Here is a 20,782-nt window from a genome sequence, read left to right on the forward strand (position 1 = left end):
AAGTGCAGCGAGCGCGTTGTTATCTTCTGGGTGAAACCGCGGTAGTTCTGGAGCTTGAGCCTCCGGTGACGCTTGCCACGCAAAAGCGTATCTGGCGTCTGGCTCAGCGACTGCCCGAGCTACCCGGCGTGGTTGAAGCTATTCCGGGTATGAATAATATCACCGTGGTGCTGCGTGATCCGCACACGGGGGCGCTGGATGCCATTGAGCGTCTGCAACGCTGGTGGGAGGAGAGCGAGGCGCTGGAGCCGGAATCGCGGACGATTGAGATCCCGGTTGTCTATGGCGGCAAGGGAGGTCCCGACCTTGGCGTGGTGGCCGAACACTGTGGATTAACGGAGAAGCAGGTTGTGGAGCTGCATAGCTCAGTCGACTATGTTGTCTGGTTTTTGGGATTTCAGCCGGGTTTCCCCTATCTGGGCGGGTTATCGCCCCAGCTGCATACGCCGCGCCGGGCTGAGCCGCGCCTGAGCGTACCGGCGGGCAGCGTGGCGATTGGTGGCGAGCAAACGGGAATTTATCCGCTCGCCTCACCGGGAGGCTGGCAGCTGATTGGGCACACGTCCACGCCGTTATTTGAACCAGGCCAGGACGCGCCCATACTCCTGCGTCCGGGGGATACCCTGCGCTTTATCCCGCAAAAGGAGGGGATATGTTAACGCTTATTCGCGCAGGGCTTTACACCTCGGTACAGGATGCCGGGCGTTTTGGGCTGCGTCAGTCAGGCGTGAGCTACTGCGGCGCGCTCGATCGCCCTTCGCTGGAGATTGCCAACCTGCTGGTAGGTAACGCAGGCAGCACGGCGGCGTTAGAAATTACGCTGGGCCAGTGCGTGATTGAGTTTGGTCAGGAAACCTGGTTTGCCTTAACTGGTGCGGGCTGTGACGCGACGCTGGACGGCAAAGCGGTGTGGACCGGCTGGCGCCTGCGGGCGAAGGCCGGGCAGCGTCTGACCCTCAAGCGTCCTCTGCACGGCGTGCGCAGCTATCTTGCGGTGGCGGGGGGGATCGACGTGCCGGAGGTGCTGGGCTCATCCAGCACCGACCAGAAAGCGGGAATGGGCGGCCATGAAGGGCGGCTGCTGCGCGACGGCGATCGTCTGCGAATAAAGACCTCAACGCGCCATTTCACCACCACGCAGGGCGTGAAACAGCTGCTGTGGGGGAACGTGATCCGCGCCTTACCGGGGCCGGAATATCAGGAGTTTGATGAAGCCGCGAAAGAGTCTTTCTGGCGCTCGCCGTGGAAGATCAGCCCGCAGAGTAACCGCATGGGTTACCGGCTTCAGGGCCAGCCGCTGACCCGCACGACTGACCGGGAGCTGCTTTCCCATGGTCTGTTGCCGGGGGTGATTCAGGTGCCGGGCAACGGGCAGCCCATCGTACTGATGAACGATGCGCAAACCACGGGGGGATATCCGCGTATTGCCTGCATTATCGAAGCGGATCGCTACCATCTGGCGCAAATTCCTCTCGGTCAGCCCATTCATTTTGTGCAGTGTTCGCTGGAGGAGGCGCTGAAAGCCCGGCAGGATCAGCAGCGTTATCTCGAACAGCTGGCGTGGAGGCTCGATGGTAAAGATTGATTTAAACGCCGATCTGGGGGAGGGCAGCAGCGCCGATGCAGCGCTGATGACGCTGGTCTCCTCGGTGAACATCGCCTGCGGGTTTCATGCCGGCGATGCGCAGACCATGCTGGCGAGCGTGCGCAATGCCATGAAAAACGGCGTGGCGATTGGCGCTCACCCCAGCTTTCCCGACCGGGAAAACTTTGGCCGCACGGCGATGGATCTGCCCCCTGAGACGGTTTACGCGCAAATGCTCTACCAGATCGGCGCGCTGGAGGCGATAGTGCGCGCTGAGAATGGCGTGTTGCGCCACGTCAAGCCGCACGGCATGCTCTATAACCAGGCGGCGAAAGATCCTGCGCTGGCGGATGCCATTGCCCGCGCGGTGCGGGACTGTAATCCGCAACTGATTCTGGTAGGCCTGGCGGGAAGCGAGCTTATTCGTGCCGGAGAACGGCTGGGGCTGACTACGCGGCAGGAAGTGTTTGCCGATCGGGGATACCTGCCGGACGGTAGTCTGGTTCCACGTACGCAGGCCGGTGCGCTGATTACCGATGAAGGTAAAGCGCTGGCGCAGACGCTGGAGATGGTGCGCTTCGGGCGAGTAACCTCAACGGAGGGGACAACGGCAAACGTTCAGGCTGATACGGTGTGCTTACACGGTGACGGCGAGCATGCTCTCCAGTTTGCGCGACGCCTGCGGATGGCGTTCTCGGAAGAGGGCATTGTTGTCAGCGCAGAATAATTATGAAAGGACAATAACATGCCAGAAGGTCCGGAGATCCGCCGCGCGGCGGATAGCCTGGAGGCGGCGATAAAGGGCAAACCTCTGACACACGTCTGGTTTGCCTTTCCTCAACTCAAGTCGTTTGAATCGCAGCTGGTGGGACAGACGGTAACCCACATTGAAACGCGCGGCAAAGCGTTACTCACCCACTTTTCCCATAACCTGACGTTATATAGCCATAATCAGCTTTACGGCGTCTGGCGGGTGGTGGAGGCGGACGAGCAGCCGCAAACGACCCGCGTGCTGCGCGTGCGGCTACAAACGGAGGATAAGGCGATCCTGCTCTACAGCGCCTCTGATATCGAAATGTTAACGCCGGAGCAACTGCTGACGCATCCGTTCTTACAGCGGGTCGGGCCGGACGTGCTCGACATGCGTCTGACGGCAAGCGATGTGAAAGCCCGGTTGTTATCCCCCACATTCCGCAACCGGCAGTTTTCCGGGCTGTTGCTCGATCAGGCATTTCTGGCGGGGCTGGGAAACTACCTGCGGGTGGAGATCCTCTGGGAAGTGGGGCTGGCGCCGCAGCACAAAGCGTCGCAGCTGAGCGATGAACAGCTGGAGGCGCTGTCGCACGCGTTACTGGATATTCCACGGCTGTCGTACAACACGCGCGGCCTGGTGGATGAGAACAAGCATCACGGGGCATTGTTCCACTTCAGGGTGTTTCATCGGGCGGGTAAAAAGTGCGAGCGGTGCGGCGGGGTGATTGAGAAGGCGACGATCTCTTCCAGACCGTTTTACTGGTGCCCGAACTGTCAGAAATAATAAAGCCGGGTGGCGGAGGTAAAAGCAAAACGGCAACGAAAGTTGCCGTTTTTAATGGTTTCACCCTCTCCCTGTGGGAGAGGGCCGGGGTGAGGGCATCAGGCCGCACCCAACGTCTGTTAGCGCTTCAGATCAGACTTAAAATCACGCTGCTCGTAGCCGGTATACAGCTGACGAGGACGGGCGATTTTCATGCCTTCGCTGTGCATTTCGTTCCAGTGCGCAATCCAGCCCACGGTACGCGCCATGGCGAAGATTACGGTGAACATGGAAGACGGAATACCCATCGCTTTCAGAATAATGCCAGAGTAGAAATCGACGTTCGGGTAGAGTTTCTTCTCGATGAAGTACGGGTCGTTCAGCGCGATGTGTTCCAGCTCCATCGCCACTTCCAGCAGATCATCTTTGGTGCCCAGCTCTTTCAGCACTTCATGGCAGGTCTCACGCATGACGGTCGCGCGCGGGTCGTAGTTTTTGTAAACACGATGACCGAAGCCCATCAGACGGAAGGAATCATTCTTGTCTTTTGCGCGGCGCACGAACTCTGGAATGTGCTCAACGGAGCTGATCTCTTCCAGCATCTTCAGTGCTGCTTCGTTCGCGCCGCCGTGCGCCGGTCCCCACAGGGAGGCGATGCCCGCCGCGATACAGGCGAACGGGTTCGCGCCTGAAGAGCCCGCGGTACGGACGGTAGAGGTCGAGGCGTTCTGTTCGTGGTCAGCGTGCAGGATCAGAATACGGTCCATCGCGCGTTCCAGCACCGGGTTCACTTCGTACTCTTCGCACGGCGTGGAGAACATCATGCGCAGGAAGTTACCCGCGTAGGAGAGGTCGTTGCGTGGGTACACAAACGGCTGACCGATAGAGTATTTGTAACACATTGCCGCCATGGTAGGCATTTTGGACAGCAGACGGAACGCCGCGATATCACGGTGACGTGGGTTATTCACGTCCAGAGAATCGTGGTAGAACGCCGCCAGCGCACCGGTAATACCGCACATGACCGCCATCGGATGAGAGTCACGACGGAACGCATGGAACAGACGGGTAATCTGCTCATGGATCATGGTGTGACGGGTCACGGTGGTTTTAAATTCATCGTACTGGGCCTGCGTCGGTTTTTCGCCGTTCAGCAGGATGTAGCACACTTCCAGATAGTTGGATTCGGTGGCTAACTGATCGATGGGGAAGCCGCGATGGAGCAGGATACCTTCATCACCGTCAATGTAGGTGATTTTGGATTCGCAAGATGCGGTGGAGGTGAATCCAGGGTCAAAGGTGAATACCCCTTTGGAACCCAGCGTACGGATATCAATAACATCCTGACCGAGCGTGCCTTTTAGCACATCCAGTTCAATAGCATCATCACCATTTAGGGTGAGTTTTGCCTTTGTATCAGCCATTTACGGTCTCCTTAGCGCCTTATGCTTAAGACTGCGCTTTACCGGATTTGCTTTCAGCTGTTAATCATCGTTACCAGATTGTTATTTGGCTTACCGCTCAGCTCACGAGGAGAAACCAGGGTACAGAGCTATGGCGCCTTGCAGGTAAACGAATGAAATATCAGTGAAACAACAGCAAATCAGCGTTTTTGCAGTCCGAATTATTCAAACCTGTATATCACTAATAACTGTCCTGATAACTTCGGTCAATACCATCACACTGTTACATAACTATTTGTCAGGTGAAAGAGAGACCTCATAACTTTTGCGCATTATATGCCTTTTCTGATGACGTTTGTAACAATATTGTTTAACATTTGTCAAATCAGATGATTAAAAATTAAAAAGATGTTGTTATCGTGACCCCGATCACTGTTCCAGAGAAAACCCAACAAACTGTATGTAGGTTAATTGTAATGATTTTGTGAACGGCCTATACTGCCGCCAGGTCTCCGGAACACCCTGCAATCCCGAGCCACCCAGCGTTGTAACGTGTCGTTTTAGCATTTGGAAGCAATGTTTTGCATGACGCGCAGTTATAGAAAAGGAACGCTGTCTGACCCGCATCGCAGTCCGGAGGAAGGAAACAATAAGAACAGCATGTGGGCGTTATTCATGATAAGAAATGTGAAAAAACAAAGACCTGTCAATCTGGATCTCAAAACGATCCGATTCCCTGTAACAGCAATAGCGTCCATTCTGCACCGTGTTTCTGGTGTGATTACGTTTGTGGCGGTCGGTATCTTGCTGTGGTTACTGGGAACAAGCCTCTCATCCCCTGAAGGATTCCTCCAGGCCTCAGCCATTATGAACAGCTTCTTCGTGAAATTTATCATGTGGGGCATTCTGACCGCGCTGGCCTATCACGTGGTTGGCGGCGTTCGCCATATGCTGATGGACTTTGGCTACCTGGAAGAGACGTTCGAGGCCGGTAAACGTACCGCTAACATTTCATTTGTGATCACTGTCGTGCTTTCACTTCTCGCAGGAGTTCTCGTATGGTAAGCAACGCCTCCGCATTAGGACGCAACGGCGTACATGACTTCATCCTGGTCCGTGCTACCGCCATCGTTCTCACCCTTTACATCATCTATATGATCGGTTTCTTCGCGACCAGCGGGACGCTGACGTGGGAAATCTGGAGTGGTTTCTTCGGATCGGCCTTCACCAAAGTGTTCACCCTGCTGGCCCTGTTCTCCATCCTTATTCATGCCTGGATTGGCATGTGGCAGGTGTTGACCGATTACGTTAAACCGCTGGCGATTCGCCTTCCGCTGCAACTGATTATTGTTGTTGCTCTGCTGGTTTACGTCATTTATGGATTTGTTGTGGTGTGGGGTGTGTAATGAAACTGCCAGTCAGAGAATTTGATGCTGTTGTGATTGGTGCGGGTGGCGCAGGTATGCGCGCCGCACTGCAAATTTCCCAGAGCGGCCAGACCTGTGCGCTGCTCTCTAAAGTATTCCCGACCCGTTCCCACACTGTGTCTGCGCAGGGCGGTATCACCGTTGCGCTGGGTAATTCCCATGAAGATAACTGGGAATGGCACATGTACGATACGGTAAAAGGTTCCGATTACATCGGTGACCAGGATGCCATCGAATATATGTGTAAAACCGGCCCGGAAGCGATTCTGGAGCTGGACCACATGGGTCTGCCGTTCTCCCGTCTGGAAAATGGCACCATCTATCAGCGTCCGTTTGGCGGCCAGTCGAAAAACTTCGGCGGCGAGCAGGCGGCACGTACCGCAGCGGCGGCTGACCGTACCGGCCACGCGCTGCTGCACACGCTCTATCAGCAGAACCTGAAAAACCACACCATCATCTTCTCTGAGTGGTATGCGCTGGATCTGGTGAAAAACGCCGATGGCGCCGTGGTGGGTTGTACCGCCCTGTGCATCGAAACCGGTGAGGTGGTCTACTTCAAAGCCCGCGCAACCGTGCTGGCGACCGGCGGCGCAGGCCGTATCTATCAGTCTACTACCAATGCCCATATCAACACCGGTGACGGCGTTGGGATGGCGATCCGCGCTGGCGTGCCGGTGCAGGACATGGAGATGTGGCAGTTCCACCCAACCGGTATCGCCGGTGCGGGCGTACTGGTGACAGAAGGCTGCCGTGGTGAAGGCGGCTATCTGCTGAACAAACATGGCGAGCGCTTCATGGAGCGTTATGCGCCAAACGCGAAAGACCTGGCGGGCCGTGACGTGGTGGCGCGTTCCATCATGATCGAAATCCGTGAAGGCCGCGGCTGTGACGGCCCTTGGGGTCCACACGCGAAGCTGAAACTCGACCATCTGGGTAAAGAAGTGCTGGAATCCCGTCTGCCGGGCATTCTGGAGCTGTCCCGCACCTTCGCGCACGTCGACCCGGTGAAAGAGCCGATTCCGGTTATCCCAACCTGTCACTACATGATGGGTGGTATTCCGACCAAAGTGACCGGTCAGGCGCTGACCGTGAACGAGCAGGGCGAAGACGTGGTCATCCCTGGCCTGTTCGCGGTAGGCGAAATTGCCTGCGTATCCGTGCACGGCGCAAACCGTCTGGGCGGCAACTCCCTGCTGGACCTGGTGGTATTTGGTCGTGCGGTGGGTCTGCATCTCCAGGAGTCTATTGCCGAGCAGGGCGCGCTGCGTGATGCGACCGACGACGAAATCGATGCCTCTCTTGCGCGCCTCAACCGCTGGAACGGCAACCGTAACGGCGAAGATCCGGTGGAGATCCGTAAGGCGTTGCAGGAGTGTATGCAGCACAACTTCTCGGTATTCCGTGAAGGTGACGCGATGGCCAAAGGGCTTGAGCAGCTGAAAGCGATCCGCGAGCGTCTGAAAAATGCTCGTCTGGACGATACCTCCAGCGAGTTCAACACCCAGCGCGTGGAGTGCCTGGAGCTGGATAACCTGATGGAAACCGCGTTCGCCACTGCGATGTCGGCAAACTTCCGTACCGAAAGCCGTGGCGCCCATAGCCGCTTCGACTTCCCGGATCGTGATGACGAAAACTGGCTGTGCCATTCCCTGTATCTGCCAGAGTCGGAAACCATGACGCGTCGTAGCGTTAACATGGAACCGAAACTGCGTCCGGCGTTCCCGCCGAAGATTCGTACTTACTAATGCGGAGACAGGATAATGAAACTCGAATTCTCAGTTTATCGTTATAACCCGGATGTAGACGATGCTCCGCGTATGCAGGATTACACCCTCGAAGCGGAAGAAGGTCGTGACATGATGCTGCTGGATGCCTTAATCCAGCTGAAAGAGAAAGATCCTACGCTGTCGTTCCGCCGCTCCTGCCGTGAAGGGGTGTGTGGCTCTGACGGTGTAAACATGAACGGCAAAAACGGTCTGGCCTGTATCACGCCAATTTCAGCGCTACAGCGTCCTGGCCAGAAAATTGTGATCCGTCCTCTGCCTGGCCTGCCGGTCGTGCGTGATTTGGTGGTGGACATGGGGCAATTCTATGCACAATATGAGAAGATTAAGCCTTACTTATTGAATAATGGGCAAAATCCACCCGCTCGCGAGCACTTACAGTCTCCTGAGCAGCGTGAAAAACTCGATGGGTTGTACGAGTGTATTCTCTGTGCATGCTGTTCAACGTCATGCCCGTCATTCTGGTGGAACCCGGATAAATTTATCGGCCCTGCGGGTCTGCTGGCTGCCTATCGCTTCCTGATCGACAGCCGCGATACCGAAACCGAGAATCGTCTGGAAGGGCTAAGTGACGCTTTCAGCGTATTCCGCTGCCATAGCATCATGAACTGCGTCAGTGTGTGTCCTAAGGGGCTGAACCCGACGCGTGCCATCGGCCATATTAAGTCGATGTTGTTGCAGCGCAGTGCGTAAGTAACAACGCCGGATGGCGCTGCGCTTATCCGGCCTACGTAACAGTAGGCCCGGTAAGCGTAGCGTCACCGGGCAAATTGCAGAAACCTTTAAAAACTGCCAGATAAGTAAATAATCGAGACGTTCAGCGCGAGACAAGGCGCGGTTGAACGAATCCCCTGGAGCATAGTTGACTATGTGACTGGGGTGAGTGAAAGCCGCAACGCAGTCGCAGCCGGAACGACGAAGATTATTTAGACAGTTTCTAAAGGTTCCTTCGCGGGCCACAAAGAGCTCGCAGGTGAACCCCGGCACGTACACGTGGTGTGCGTGGTAGTTTCTACGGCGAAAGTAAGCATAAAAATGCTTAAGGGATCACGATGCAGAACGGCGCAATGAAAGCCTGGCTGGACTCTTCTTACCTCTCTGGTTCAAACCAGAGCTGGATAGAACAGCTCTATGAAGACTTCTTAACCGATCCTGACTCAGTGGACGCAAACTGGCGTTCCATGTTCCAGCAGTTGCCTGGTACAGGGGTCAAACCGGATCAATTCCATTCAAAAACACGTGATTATTTCCGTCGTCTGGCGAAGGATGCCTCACGTTACTCTTCTGCGATTTCCGACCCTGACACCAATGCGAAGCAGGTTAAAGTCCTGCAACTTATCAACGCTTATCGCTTCCGTGGTCACCAGCATGCGAATCTCGATCCGCTGGGACTGTGGCAGCAGGAACGTGTAGCGGATCTTGATCCGGCTTATCACGATCTGACCGAGGCCGATTTCCAGGAAAGCTTTAACGTAGGTTCCTTTGCCATCGGCAAAGACACGATGAAGCTGGGCGATCTGATTGACGCGCTCAAGCAAACCTACTGCGGCTCCATCGGCGCGGAATATATGCACATTACCTCCACCGAAGAGAAACGCTGGATCCAGCAGCGTATCGAATCCGTGGCAGGCCACGCGAATTTCTCAGCAGAAGAGAAAAAACGTTTCCTCAGCGAACTGACCGCAGCGGAAGGCCTTGAGCGCTATCTGGGCGCGAAATTCCCTGGCGCAAAACGCTTCTCACTGGAGGGCGGCGATGCGTTAGTCCCGATGCTGAAAGAGCTGATTCGTCATGCCGGTAAGAGCGGCACGCGCGAAGTGGTGCTGGGCATGGCGCACCGTGGTCGCCTGAACGTGCTGGTTAACGTGCTGGGTAAAAAGCCGCAGGATCTGTTCGACGAATTTGCGGGTAAACATAAAGAGCACCTCGGCACCGGTGACGTGAAGTACCACATGGGCTTCTCGTCAGATATCGAAACCGAGGGCGGTCAGGTTCACCTGGCGCTGGCGTTTAACCCGTCGCACCTGGAAATCGTCAGCCCGGTGGTTATCGGTTCCGTGCGTGCGCGTCTGGATCGTCTGGACGAGCCGAGCAGCAATAAAGTGCTGCCAATCACCATTCACGGTGATGCGGCGGTCACAGGGCAGGGCGTGGTTCAGGAAACCCTGAACATGTCGAAAGCGCGTGGTTATGAAGTGGGCGGTACCGTTCGCATCGTAATCAACAACCAGGTGGGCTTCACCACCTCTAACCCGCTGGATGCGCGTTCCACCCCGTACTGCACCGACATCGGTAAAATGGTTCAGGCGCCAATTTTCCACGTTAACGCGGATGACCCGGAAGCCGTTGCTTTCGTTACCCGTCTGGCGCTGGACTTCCGTAACACCTTCAAGCGCGATGTGTTCATTGACCTCTTCTGCTACCGCCGTCACGGCCACAACGAAGCGGATGAGCCAAGTGCAACCCAGCCGCTGATGTACCAGAAAATCAAAAAACACCCGACGCCGCGTAAAATCTATGCTGACAAGCTGGAAAGCGAAAAAGTGGCGACGCTGGAAGATGCGACCGAAATGGTCAACCTCTACCGCGACGCGCTGGACGCGGGTGAATGCGTGGTCAAAGAGCTGCGCCCAATGAACATGCACTCCTTTACCTGGTCGCCGTATCTCAACCACGAGTGGGACGAGAGCTACCCGAACAAGGTTGAGATGAAGCGTTTGCAGGAGCTGGCGAAACGCATCAGCACCGTGCCGGAAGCGATCGAGATGCAGTCCCGCGTGGCCAAGATCTATGGCGATCGCCAGGCAATGGCGGCGGGTGAGAAGCTGTTCGACTGGGGCGGCGCGGAAACGCTGGCCTATGCGACGCTGGTTGACGAAGGTATTCCGGTTCGTCTGTCCGGTGAAGATGCGGGTCGTGGCACCTTCTTCCACCGTCATGCGGTTGTACACAACCAGTCTAACGGTTCAACGTACACTCCGCTTCAGCACGTGCATAACGGTCAGGGCCAGTTCAAGGTCTGGGACTCCGTGCTGTCAGAAGAAGCGGTTCTGGCCTTCGAATACGGCTACGCCACCGCAGAACCCCGCACCCTGACCATCTGGGAAGCGCAGTTCGGTGACTTCGCCAACGGTGCGCAGGTCGTCATCGACCAGTTCATCTCCTCCGGTGAGCAGAAGTGGGGCCGTATGTGCGGTCTGGTGATGCTGCTGCCGCACGGCTATGAAGGACAAGGTCCGGAGCACTCCTCCGCGCGTCTGGAGCGTTATCTGCAACTCTGCGCCGAGCAGAACATGCAGGTTTGCGTGCCGTCCACCCCGGCTCAGGTTTACCACATGCTGCGTCGTCAGGCGCTGCGCGGTATGCGCCGTCCGCTGGTAGTCATGTCGCCAAAATCCCTGCTGCGCCATCCGCTGGCGGTCTCCAGCCTGGAAGAGCTGGCAAACGGCACCTTCCTGCCGGCCATCGGTGAAATTGACGAGCTGGATCCGCAGGCCGTTAAGCGTGTCGTAATGTGTTCTGGTAAGGTTTATTACGACCTGCTGGAACAGCGCCGTAAGAACGATCAGAAAGATGTCGCCATCGTGCGTATCGAGCAGCTTTATCCGTTCCCGCATCAGGCGATGCAGGAAGTGCTGAAACAGTACGCTCACGTTCATGATTTTGTCTGGTGCCAGGAAGAGCCGCTCAACCAGGGCGCATGGTATTGCAGCCAGCATCATTTCCGTGAAGTGATTCCATTTGGGTCTGCCCTGCGTTATGCAGGTCGCCCGGCCTCCGCCTCTCCGGCGGTAGGGTATATGTCCGTTCACCAGAAGCAGCAACAAGATCTGGTCAATGACGCGCTGAACGTCGATTAATTAAAGGATACATAATGAGTAGCGTAGATATTCTTGTTCCCGACCTGCCTGAGTCCGTAGCAGATGCAACCGTCGCCACCTGGCACAAAAAACCAGGCGACGCGGTAACCCGTGACGAAGTGCTGGTAGAAATCGAAACTGACAAAGTGGTACTGGAAGTACCGGCTTCAGCGGATGGCATTCTGGATGCAGTCCTGGAAGATGAAGGTACAACCGTCACTTCTCGCCAGATCCTGGGTCGCCTGCGTGAAGGCAACAGCGCGGGCAAAGAGTCCAGCGCCAAATCTGAAGAGAAAGCGTCTACCCCGGCCCAGCGCCAGCAGGCGTCTCTGTCCGATCAGACCAACGACGCGCTCAGCCCGGCGATCCGTCGCCTGCTGGCTGAGCACAGCCTCGATCCGGCAGCCATCAAAGGCACCGGCGTGGGTGGCCGTCTGACGCGCGAAGACATCGACAAGCATCTGGCAAAAGCGCCTTCTGAGGCGAAAGCGGAAGCGAAAGCCCCTGCGGCAGCACCAGCGGCACAGCCAGCTCTGGGCGCACGTAGCGAAAAACGCGTGCCGATGACCCGCCTGCGTAAGCGCGTGGCCGCGCGTCTGCTGGAAGCGAAAAATTCCACCGCGATGCTGACCACCTTCAACGAAGTCAACATGAAACCAATCATGGACCTGCGCAAGCAGTACGGTGACGCGTTTGAAAAACGTCACGGTATCCGTCTGGGCTTCATGTCCTTCTACGTGAAAGCGGTAGTTGAAGCGCTGAAACGCTACCCGGAAGTGAACGCGTCTATCGATGGCGATGACGTGGTTTACCACAACTACTTCGACGTCAGCATGGCGGTTTCTACCCCACGCGGCCTGGTCACCCCGGTTCTGCGTGACGTAGACACCCTGGGTATGGCTGACATTGAGAAGAAAATCAAAGAGCTGGCCGTGAAAGGCCGCGACGGCAAGCTGACCGTTGAGGATCTGACCGGCGGTAACTTCACCATTACCAACGGCGGCGTGTTCGGCTCGCTGATGTCTACCCCGATCATCAACCCGCCGCAGAGCGCGATCCTGGGTATGCACGCCATTAAAGATCGTCCAATGGCGGTAGACGGTAAAGTGGAGATCCTGCCGATGATGTACCTGGCGCTCTCTTACGATCACCGCCTGATCGACGGCCGCGAGTCCGTAGGCTTCCTGGTTGCCATTAAAGAGCTGCTGGAAGATCCAACGCGTCTGCTGCTGGACGTCTAGTTTTTGCAGTCTTGCCCGGCGGCGCGTTGCTTGCCGGGCCTACAAAGCACTACCTAACGATTACCTGAAGGATGGATAGAACACATGAACTTACATGAATATCAGGCCAAACAGCTGTTTGCCCGGTATGGCTTACCGGCTCCGGTGGGTTATGCCTGTACTACCCCGCGTGAAGCAGAAGAAGCCGCGTCTAAAATCGGTTCCGGCCCGTGGGTAGTTAAATGTCAGGTTCACGCTGGTGGCCGTGGTAAAGCGGGCGGTGTGAAGGTTGTTAAGAGCAAAGAAGAGATCCGTGCGTTTGCTGAACATTGGCTCGGCAAGCGTCTGGTAACCTACCAGACAGATGCGAACGGCCAGCCGGTTAACCAGATCCTGGTTGAAGCGGCAACCGACATCGCGAAAGAACTGTACCTCGGCGCAGTCGTAGACCGTAGCTCCCGTCGCGTGGTGTTCATGGCGTCTACCGAAGGCGGCGTGGAAATCGAAAAAGTGGCGGAAGAGACCCCGCACCTGATCCACAAAGTGGCTATCGATCCGCTGGCGGGCCCAATGCCTTACCAGGGTCGTGAGCTGGCGTTCAAACTGGGTCTGGAAGGCAAGCTGGTTCAGCAGTTCACCAAGATCTTCATGGGTCTGGCGACCATCTTCCTGGAGCGCGATCTGGCGCTGATCGAGATCAACCCGCTGGTGATCACCACTCAGGGCGACCTGATCTGCCTCGACGGCAAGCTGGGCGCTGACGGCAACGCGCTGTTCCGCCAGTCCGATCTGCGCGAAATGCGCGACCAGTCTCAGGAAGATCCGCGTGAAGCGCAGGCTGCACAGTGGGAACTGAACTATGTGGCGCTGGATGGCAACATCGGCTGCATGGTTAACGGTGCGGGCCTGGCAATGGGCACCATGGACATCGTTAAGCTGCACGGCGGTGAGCCAGCGAACTTCCTCGACGTGGGCGGTGGCGCAACTAAAGAGCGCGTAACCGAAGCGTTCAAAATCATTCTCTCTGACAGCAACGTGAAAGCGGTTCTGGTGAACATCTTCGGCGGTATCGTACGTTGCGACCTGATCGCCGACGGTATCATCGGCGCGGTAGAAGAAGTGGGCGTTAACGTTCCGGTTGTTGTACGTCTGGAAGGGAACAACGCTGAACTCGGCGCGAAAAAACTGGCTGACAGCGGCCTGAATATTATTGCAGCGAAAAGTCTGACGGATGCAGCTCAGCAGGTTGTTGCCGCAGTGGAGGGGAAATAATGTCCGTTTTAATTAATAAAGATACCAAGGTTATCTGCCAGGGCTTCACCGGTAGCCAGGGGACTTTCCACTCCGAACAGGCGATTGCCTACGGTACGCAGATGGTTGGCGGCGTAACGCCAGGTAAAGGCGGCACCACGCATCTGGGCCTGCCGGTGTTCAACACCGTGCGTGAAGCGGTAGAAGCGACGGGCGCAACCGCGACCGTGATCTACGTACCGGCGCCGTTCTGCAAAGACTCTATTCTGGAAGCGATCGACGCAGGCATTAAGCTGATCATCACCATCACCGAAGGTATCCCGACGCTGGATATGCTGACCGTGAAGGTGAAGCTGGACGAAGCGGGCGTGCGCATGATCGGTCCGAACTGCCCAGGCGTTATCACCCCGGGCGAATGCAAAATCGGCATCATGCCGGGCCACATTCACAAGCCGGGTAAAGTGGGCATCGTTTCCCGCTCCGGTACCCTGACCTATGAAGCGGTTAAGCAGACCACCGACTACGGTTTCGGTCAGTCCACCTGCGTGGGCATCGGCGGTGATCCGATCCCGGGCTCTAACTTCATCGACATCCTGAAGCTGTTCCAGGAAGATCCACAGACCGAAGCGATCGTGATGATCGGTGAGATCGGTGGTAGCGCGGAAGAAGAAGCGGCTGCTTACATCAAAGATCATGTGACCAAACCAGTGGTGGGTTACATCGCGGGTGTGACCGCGCCGAAAGGCAAACGTATGGGTCACGCGGGCGCGATTATCGCTGGCGGTAAAGGTACGGCTGATGAGAAATTCGCAGCACTGGAAGCCGCAGGCGTGAAAACCGTTCGCAGCCTGGCGGATATCGGTGAAGCACTGAAATCCATCATTAAGTAAGTCCTCTCTGCTCCCCGAATGGGGCGCGTTGAAGTATAAAAAAATGTCCGTTTCGACATGGTTGGCCGCTGTAAAGCGGCCTTTTTTATTGTCTGCGTTTAGCCACCAGAGTGAATTTATAGTCGTCGGTGTTAAACACGTTGCGACTGTATTCAAATACCCGGCCGTCTTTCAGAAAGCCGCGGGAGACTTTTTCCAGAATCGGTTTTGCCGGATCGAGCGCCAGGGCGGCAATCGCCTCGTCCGATGGCATGACTGGCACCAGCTCCTGCTCGCTGCGATCGATAACCATCTTTTTGATCTGCTCAATGTAATGGTATTTCGACTGTTCCATCACTTCCCAGGTGAGGTCGGGGAACATCGCCAGCGGCATCCATGTCTCTTCCAGATTCACCGGCTTTTCCCTGATGAAGCGTACGCGCTTGACGTGCCAGACCTTATCATCCGGATTGAGCGCCAGTTTTGCCGCGAGCCGCTCATCGGCTTTCACCACTTCGAAGACGCTGACGTCGCTGTGCGTATCGACGTTGCGATCCGCCAGCTTTTCGTAAAAGCCGGTGAGCTGATAAATATCGTAATTCACCCGCTCCTCTTTTACATACGAGCCGCTGCCCTGAATACTTTCGATGATCTGCTCGTCGGCGAGCAGCTTCAAAGCCTGCCGCACGGTGACCCGGCTGACGCTAAACGCCTCCTGAAGGCTGGATTCCGTCGGCAGCGCATCGCCAGGTTTTAACTCACCGGCATTAATTTTCTCGCGGAACGCATCGGCGATCTGCCGGTACATCGGTTTATTGCCCATTGTGTCGCGCCTTTTTAATACCTTTTCAGGGAATTATGCCTTCAGCGGTAAATTTGTAAATAATACAAATAAGATACAAATATCGATGTTAGTGAAAATGATCACATAAATGAATTATCTGGTCTGCCACAATCCTCCCCAGACAATAACTTTGGATAGGTGAGGATCTTTATGAACCTGACGACTCTGACCGACCCCCGTGCTGTCTGCGTGCAGGCGCAGTTTACCAGCCGTGATGAGGCAATCCGTCAGCTTGCGACGCGGCTGGTGGCGTTGGGCAAAATAGCCGACGCCGATACGTTTCTGGCAGACGTCTTCCATCGGGAATCGCTTGGCCCGACGGCGCTGGGCGAGGGGCTGGCCGTACCCCATGGTAAATCAGCGGCGGTAAAGGAAGCGGCTTTTGCCGTGGCCACACTGCGCGAGACGCTGGCCTGGGAAGGCGTGGACGGGCCGGAGGAGGTCGAGCTGATTTTTCTGCTCGCCATTCCTCCCGCTCAAGCGGGGTCAACGCATATTCAGGTCCTGACGGAACTGACATCTCGCCTGGCGGATGACGAGCTCAGGGCGCGCGTGATGACGGCGACCAGCGCGGAAGCGGTGCTTGCGGCGCTGGAGACGGCGCCTGACGCACAAGAAACCGCCGTTGCGGAGAATGCCCCGACGATCGTCTGCGTGACCGCCTGTCCGGCCGGGATCGCCCATACCTACATGGCAGCGGAGTATCTCGAAAAAGCGGGACGTAAGCTCGGCGTCAATGTGGTGGTCGAAAAGCAGGGGGCAAATGGTATTGAGGGGCGCATCACCGCGCAGCAGTTGCAGGAGGCAAAAGCGTGTATCTTCGCGGCGGAAGTGGCGATCAAAGAGCGTGAGCGTTTTCAGGGGATCCCCGCCATTTCCGTGCCTGTCGCGGAACCCTTGCGCCATGCGGAAGCGCTCATTGAGCGTGCGCTGGCGCTACAGCCTGTATCCGATGCGCGTCCTGCGCACGTCGACTCGGACGCGAAAAAGTGCGTTAAAACCGAACTCAAGCAGGCGCTGCTCAGCGGTATCTCTTTTGCGGTGCCGCTGATTGTCGCTGGCGGCACGGTGCTGGCCGTGTCGGTACTGCTGGCGCAAATCCTGGGCTTGCAGCATCTGTTCGATCAGGAAAACTCGTGGCTGTGGATGTACCGCAAACTGGGCGGCGGGATGCTCGGTATTCTGATGGTGCCTGTTCTGGCGGCCTATACCGCTTACTCGCTGGCGGATAAACCTGCACTTACGCCCGGCTTTGCGGCGGGTCTTGCCGCCAATATGATCGGCTCTGGTTTTCTCGGGGCCATCGTCGGCGGGCTGATTGCGGGCTACCTGATGCGCTGGGTGAAAAACCACATCCGGCTGAGTAGCCGCTACAACGGCTTTCTGACCTTTTATCTCTATCCGGTGATTGGTGTGCTGGGCGCAGGCAGCCTGATACTGTTTGTGATCGGCGAACCGGTGGCCTGGATCAATAACGCCCTGACCGCCTGGCTTAACGGTCTGTCCGGCGCGAACGCGCTGCTGCTGGGGGCGATCCTGGGCTTTATGTGCTCGTTCGATCTGGGCGGTCCGGTCAACAAAGCCTCTTACGCGTTCTGTCTGGGAGCGATGGCCAATGGCGTATACGGGCCTTATGCGATTTTTGCCTCCGTCAAAATGGTATCGGCCTTTACCGTGACGGCATCAACGATGCTGGCTCCGAACCTGTTCAAACAGTTCGAAATTGAAACCGGCAAGTCCACATGGCTGCTGGGGCTGGCGGGCATCACCGAAGGGGCAATTCCGATGGCTATCGAAGATCCGCTGCGGGTCATCGGCTCATTTGTTCTGGGGTCAATGGCGACCGGAGCGATTGTCGGGGCGATGGGGATTGGGCTATCCACCCCAGGCGCGGGCATTTTCTCGCTCTTCTTACTGCATGATGCCGGGATGGGCGGCGTGATGGCCGCTGTTGGCTGGTTTGGCGCCGCGCTGATTGGCGCCGCAATCTCTACGCTCATTTTACTGCTCTGGCGACGCCAGGCCGTGAAGAGCGGCACCTACGTGACTGAAGACATACCATCGTAAACACGCACTGACAGGAAACGAAGATGAAAGCTGTATCTCGCGTTCATATCACGCCACATATGCACTGGGACCGGGAGTGGTACTTCACCACCGAAGCGTCACGTATTCTTCTGGTCAATAATATGGAAGAGATCCTCACCCGTCTTGAGCAGGACGCAGAGTATAAATACTACGTTCTCGACGGCCAGACGGCGGTGCTGGAAGATTATTTTGCCGTAAAACCGGAAAACAGGCCACGCGTGAAGGCGCTGGTGGCGGCCGGGAAGCTGATTATCGGGCCGTGGTATACCCAGACGGACACCACCCTTGTCTCCGGCGAGTCGATTGTCCGAAATCTGATGTACGGCATTCGCGACTGTCTGGCCTTTGGCGAGCCGATGAAAATTGGCTATCTGCCGGACTCCTTCGGCATGTCCTCCCAGCTGCCGCACATTTACAACGGTTTTGGCATCACGCGCACCATGTTCTGGCGCGGGTGTTCCGAGCGGCACGGTACCGATAAAACCGAATTTCTCTGGCAAAGTCAGGACGGTAGCGAAGTGACGGCACAGGTGCTACCGCTGGGCTACGCGATTGGTAAGTACTTACCGGAGGATGAGGCCGGGCTGCGCAAACGGCTCGACACGTACTTCGAGGTGCTGGAAAAAGCCTCCGTGACGAAAGAAATTTTACTGCCTAACGGCCATGATCAGATGCCGCTCCAGCAGAACATCTTTGCGGTGATGGATAAGCTGCGCGAAATCTATCCGCAGCGTCAGTTTGTGATGAGCCGCTTCGAGGAGGTGTTTGACCACATTGACGCGCACCGCGATGAACTGGCGACGCTGAAAGGGGAGTTTATTGACGGTAAATATATGCGGGTGCACCGGACGATAGGCTCCATGCGGATGGACATTAAAATCGCCCACGCCCGGATAGAGAATAAAATCGTCAACGTCCTTGAGCCGCTGGCCACGCTTGCCTGGACGCTGGGCTTTGAGTATCACCACGGCTTGCTGGAAAAAATGTGGAAAGAGATCCTCAAGAATCACGCCCACGACAGTATCGGCTGCTGCTGTAGTGACAAAGTGCATCGTGAGGTGATGTCACGCTTCGAGCTGGCGGAAGACATGGCCGATAACCTGACATGCTTCTATATGCGCAAGATTGTCGACAACATGCCGCAGAGCGAGGAAGACAAACTGGTGATGTTTAACCTCACGCCCTGGCCGCGTGAGGAAGTGATTAACACCACGATACGTCTGCGTGCCAGCCAGTTCCGCCTGCTGGACGATAGGGGGAATGAAATCCCTTACTGCCTGCGCAGCGCGCGTGAAATCGACCCCGGCTTGATTGACCGGCAAATTGTACATTACGGCAACTACGATCCCTTTATGGAGTTTGATATCCAGCTCAATCAGATCCTGCCATCAATGGGCTACCGCACGCTCTATATCGAGCCGCACGTGGCTGGCAAGCTGCTGGCGGCAGAAAAATCGTCGGAGGCGTTACTGGAAAATGCTTTCTGGGAAATAACGTTAAACGACGACGGCACCCTGCGTCTGCTCGATAAAGCGTCCGGGCTTATCTATGACCGCGTGCTGGAAATAGAAGAGAGCTCGGATGATGGCGATGAGTACGACTACTCGCCTTCACGGGAAGAGTGGAGACTCACTTCCGCACAGGGCGAGCATGAGGTTGAGGTGATCCACGAGGCCTGGCAGAGCAGGGCGGTGATCCGCCATCGCATGGCGGTGCCGGCGGATCTCGCCGAACGTTCTGCGCGTCAGCAGACGGGAACGCTTGAGGCAGAGCTCACGGTCACGCTCAGCCATAACAGCCGACGTATCGACGTTGAGGCGCGTCTCGGAAATCACGCGGATGACCACCGTGTGCGGGTGCTGATCCCGACGCCATTTACCACAGACACGGTGTTAGCCGATACCCAGTTCGGTTCGCTGACGCGACCTGTACAGGATGAAGCGATGGCGAACTGGCAGGAGGAGGGCTGGAAGGAAGCGCCGCTGCCGGTGTGGAATCTGCTCAACTACGCGGTGCTCCAGGAACGGCGTAACGGGATGGCGCTGTTTACCGAAGGATTGCGCGAATTTGAAGTGACTGGCGAGCGTCAAAAAACGTTTGCCCTGACGTTGCTGCGCGGCGTGGGTGTGCTTGGGAAGGAAGATTTACTGCTGCGCCCCGGCAGACCGTCCGGGATCAAAATGCCGGTGCCTGATTCGCAGATGCGGGGCCAGTTAACCTGTCGCTTTAGCCTGTTCAGTTTTAATGGTACGCCCGTCAGTGCTGGCGTTGCGCAGCAGGCGAAGTCGTGGTTAACGCCAGTGCACTGTTATAACAAAATCCCGTGGGATGCGATGAAGCTTAACCGCGCCTCTTTCACCACTCCCTGTAGCTATAGCCTGCTAACGCTGGCGCCTAACGGATGCGTACTCAGTGCGCTGAAAAAAGCGGAGGATCGTGACGAGATGATTCTTCGTCTGTATAACCCTTCGGAGACCCGCTCCTGTGACGTGGCTTTGTCTGTGAACCGTGAGGTCCAGGCCTGTTGCGAAACGGACATGAATGAGTTGTGCAAAGCGCAAGGGGAGGAGGGTTCAGCCATTACGGGACCGTTCCGGCCAGGCCAGTCACGCACCTTCAGCATAAAAATTGAAAGGTAATCCTCAAAACAAAATAAAGGCCGCATTCCTGCGGCCTTTATTTCATCGAATAGTCACGAAACGGTGTTAATTTTAAGATTATTAAAGGTGAATGAAATGTAATCGTTTCGGCGGGTAGCAAAGCGAAAGAAAAATACTGTGAAGCTGATAACATTATATGTTTATCTTCCGGCAAAAAGCGTTTTTTCTCGTGCGTTAATAAAAATCACAACTGTTTATATTATCTTCTGGCTTTTATAACCAATAACGCCTTTAAATATACATATTATTAACAAGGTTTTTACTATCCGTACCAC

At 56.2% G+C, this 20,782-nt stretch carries 16 protein-coding genes; 14 read left to right on the plus strand and 2 right to left on the minus strand.

Annotated elements, in window-relative coordinates; translation table 11 throughout:
- Positions 1 to 2 precede the first annotated feature (2 nt).
- The 4 genes from pxpB to nei are packed head-to-tail and all read left to right on the plus strand — an operon-like array spanning position 3 to position 3,122.
- Positions 3 to 659, plus strand: a complete 657-nt coding sequence (gene pxpB, locus ACNQ0W_RS06405; protein WP_022647457.1) for a 5-oxoprolinase subunit PxpB — start codon at positions 3 to 5, stop codon at positions 657 to 659.
- On the plus strand, positions 653 to 1,585 hold the full coding sequence (pxpC, locus tag ACNQ0W_RS06410; protein WP_023315643.1) for a 5-oxoprolinase subunit PxpC: 933 nt from the start codon (positions 653 to 655) through the stop codon (positions 1,583 to 1,585). Before pxpB ends, pxpC begins: the two co-directional genes overlap by 7 nt.
- Complete coding sequence (gene pxpA / locus ACNQ0W_RS06415) at positions 1,572 to 2,312, plus strand: 5-oxoprolinase subunit PxpA (protein WP_062932186.1); 741 nt, start codon at positions 1,572 to 1,574, stop codon at positions 2,310 to 2,312. The genes pxpC and pxpA overlap by 14 nt, the downstream gene beginning before the upstream one ends.
- Positions 2,313 to 2,330: 18 nt before the next feature.
- Positions 2,331 to 3,122 carry an endonuclease VIII gene (gene nei / locus ACNQ0W_RS06420; RefSeq protein ID WP_062932185.1) on the plus strand — a complete coding sequence of 264 codons (792 nt, stop codon included), beginning with the start codon at positions 2,331 to 2,333 and terminating at the stop codon, positions 3,120 to 3,122.
- A gap of 119 nt (positions 3,123 to 3,241) precedes the next feature.
- Here the strand turns inward: nei and ACNQ0W_RS06425 are convergent, their stop codons facing one another.
- Positions 3,242 to 4,525 carry a citrate synthase gene (locus ACNQ0W_RS06425; protein WP_003858624.1) on the minus strand — a complete coding sequence of 428 codons (1,284 nt, stop codon included), beginning with the start codon at positions 4,523 to 4,525 and terminating at the stop codon, positions 3,242 to 3,244.
- Positions 4,526 to 5,164: 639 nt separating this feature from the next.
- Between ACNQ0W_RS06425 and sdhC the strand changes: the two genes are divergently transcribed.
- The 8 genes from sdhC to sucD all read left to right on the plus strand — a co-directional run bounded on the left by sdhC (position 5,165) and on the right by sucD (position 14,936).
- Positions 5,165 to 5,569 carry a succinate dehydrogenase cytochrome b556 subunit gene (sdhC, locus tag ACNQ0W_RS06430; protein ID WP_026080740.1) on the plus strand — a complete coding sequence of 135 codons (405 nt, stop codon included), beginning with the start codon at positions 5,165 to 5,167 and terminating at the stop codon, positions 5,567 to 5,569.
- Positions 5,563 to 5,910, plus strand: coding sequence for a succinate dehydrogenase membrane anchor subunit (gene sdhD / locus ACNQ0W_RS06435; RefSeq protein ID WP_003858621.1), 348 nt, complete (start codon positions 5,563 to 5,565; stop codon positions 5,908 to 5,910). The genes sdhC and sdhD overlap by 7 nt, the downstream gene beginning before the upstream one ends.
- Positions 5,910 to 7,676, plus strand: a complete 1,767-nt coding sequence (gene sdhA / locus ACNQ0W_RS06440; protein WP_062932184.1) for a succinate dehydrogenase flavoprotein subunit — start codon at positions 5,910 to 5,912, stop codon at positions 7,674 to 7,676. Before sdhD ends, sdhA begins: the two co-directional genes overlap by 1 nt.
- 15 nt (positions 7,677 to 7,691) lie before the next feature.
- Positions 7,692 to 8,408 carry a succinate dehydrogenase iron-sulfur subunit SdhB gene (gene sdhB, locus ACNQ0W_RS06445; RefSeq protein WP_017384969.1) on the plus strand — a complete coding sequence of 239 codons (717 nt, stop codon included), beginning with the start codon at positions 7,692 to 7,694 and terminating at the stop codon, positions 8,406 to 8,408.
- Between the two features lie 359 nt (positions 8,409 to 8,767).
- Positions 8,768 to 11,575 (plus strand): 2-oxoglutarate dehydrogenase E1 component, encoded by a 2,808-nt coding sequence (sucA, locus tag ACNQ0W_RS06450; protein WP_003858615.1) that lies wholly within the window; start codon positions 8,768 to 8,770, stop codon positions 11,573 to 11,575.
- Between the two features lie 14 nt (positions 11,576 to 11,589).
- Positions 11,590 to 12,816, plus strand: coding sequence for a 2-oxoglutarate dehydrogenase complex dihydrolipoyllysine-residue succinyltransferase (gene odhB, locus ACNQ0W_RS06455; protein WP_062932182.1), 1,227 nt, complete (start codon positions 11,590 to 11,592; stop codon positions 12,814 to 12,816).
- Positions 12,817 to 12,900: 84 nt separating this feature from the next.
- A complete protein-coding gene (sucC, locus tag ACNQ0W_RS06460) occupies positions 12,901 to 14,067 on the plus strand; it encodes an ADP-forming succinate--CoA ligase subunit beta (RefSeq protein ID WP_017384968.1) in 1,167 nt (388 codons plus the stop codon).
- Positions 14,067 to 14,936, plus strand: a complete 870-nt coding sequence (gene sucD / locus ACNQ0W_RS06465; protein WP_006809578.1) for a succinate--CoA ligase subunit alpha — start codon at positions 14,067 to 14,069, stop codon at positions 14,934 to 14,936. Before sucC ends, sucD begins: the two co-directional genes overlap by 1 nt.
- 85 nt (positions 14,937 to 15,021) lie before the next feature.
- Here sucD and ACNQ0W_RS06470 read toward each other — a convergent pair whose 3' ends face one another.
- Positions 15,022 to 15,738, minus strand: coding sequence for a GntR family transcriptional regulator (locus tag ACNQ0W_RS06470; RefSeq protein ID WP_017384967.1), 717 nt, complete (start codon positions 15,736 to 15,738; stop codon positions 15,022 to 15,024).
- A gap of 171 nt (positions 15,739 to 15,909) precedes the next feature.
- Between ACNQ0W_RS06470 and mngA the strand changes: the two genes are divergently transcribed.
- Positions 15,910 to 17,826, plus strand: coding sequence for a PTS 2-O-a-mannosyl-D-glycerate transporter subunit IIABC (gene mngA / locus ACNQ0W_RS06475; protein ID WP_062932181.1), 1,917 nt, complete (start codon positions 15,910 to 15,912; stop codon positions 17,824 to 17,826).
- A gap of 23 nt (positions 17,827 to 17,849) precedes the next feature.
- The gene (mngB, locus tag ACNQ0W_RS06480; protein WP_062932180.1) at positions 17,850 to 20,486 is read left to right on the plus strand and encodes a mannosylglycerate hydrolase; all 2,637 of its coding nucleotides are present in this window, start codon (positions 17,850 to 17,852) and stop codon (positions 20,484 to 20,486) included.
- Positions 20,487 to 20,782 lie beyond the last annotated feature (296 nt).

The organism is Enterobacter cloacae complex sp. 6730903 (genome assembly GCF_048283985.1).
Classification (GTDB): domain Bacteria; phylum Pseudomonadota; class Gammaproteobacteria; order Enterobacterales; family Enterobacteriaceae; genus Enterobacter; species Enterobacter hormaechei_C.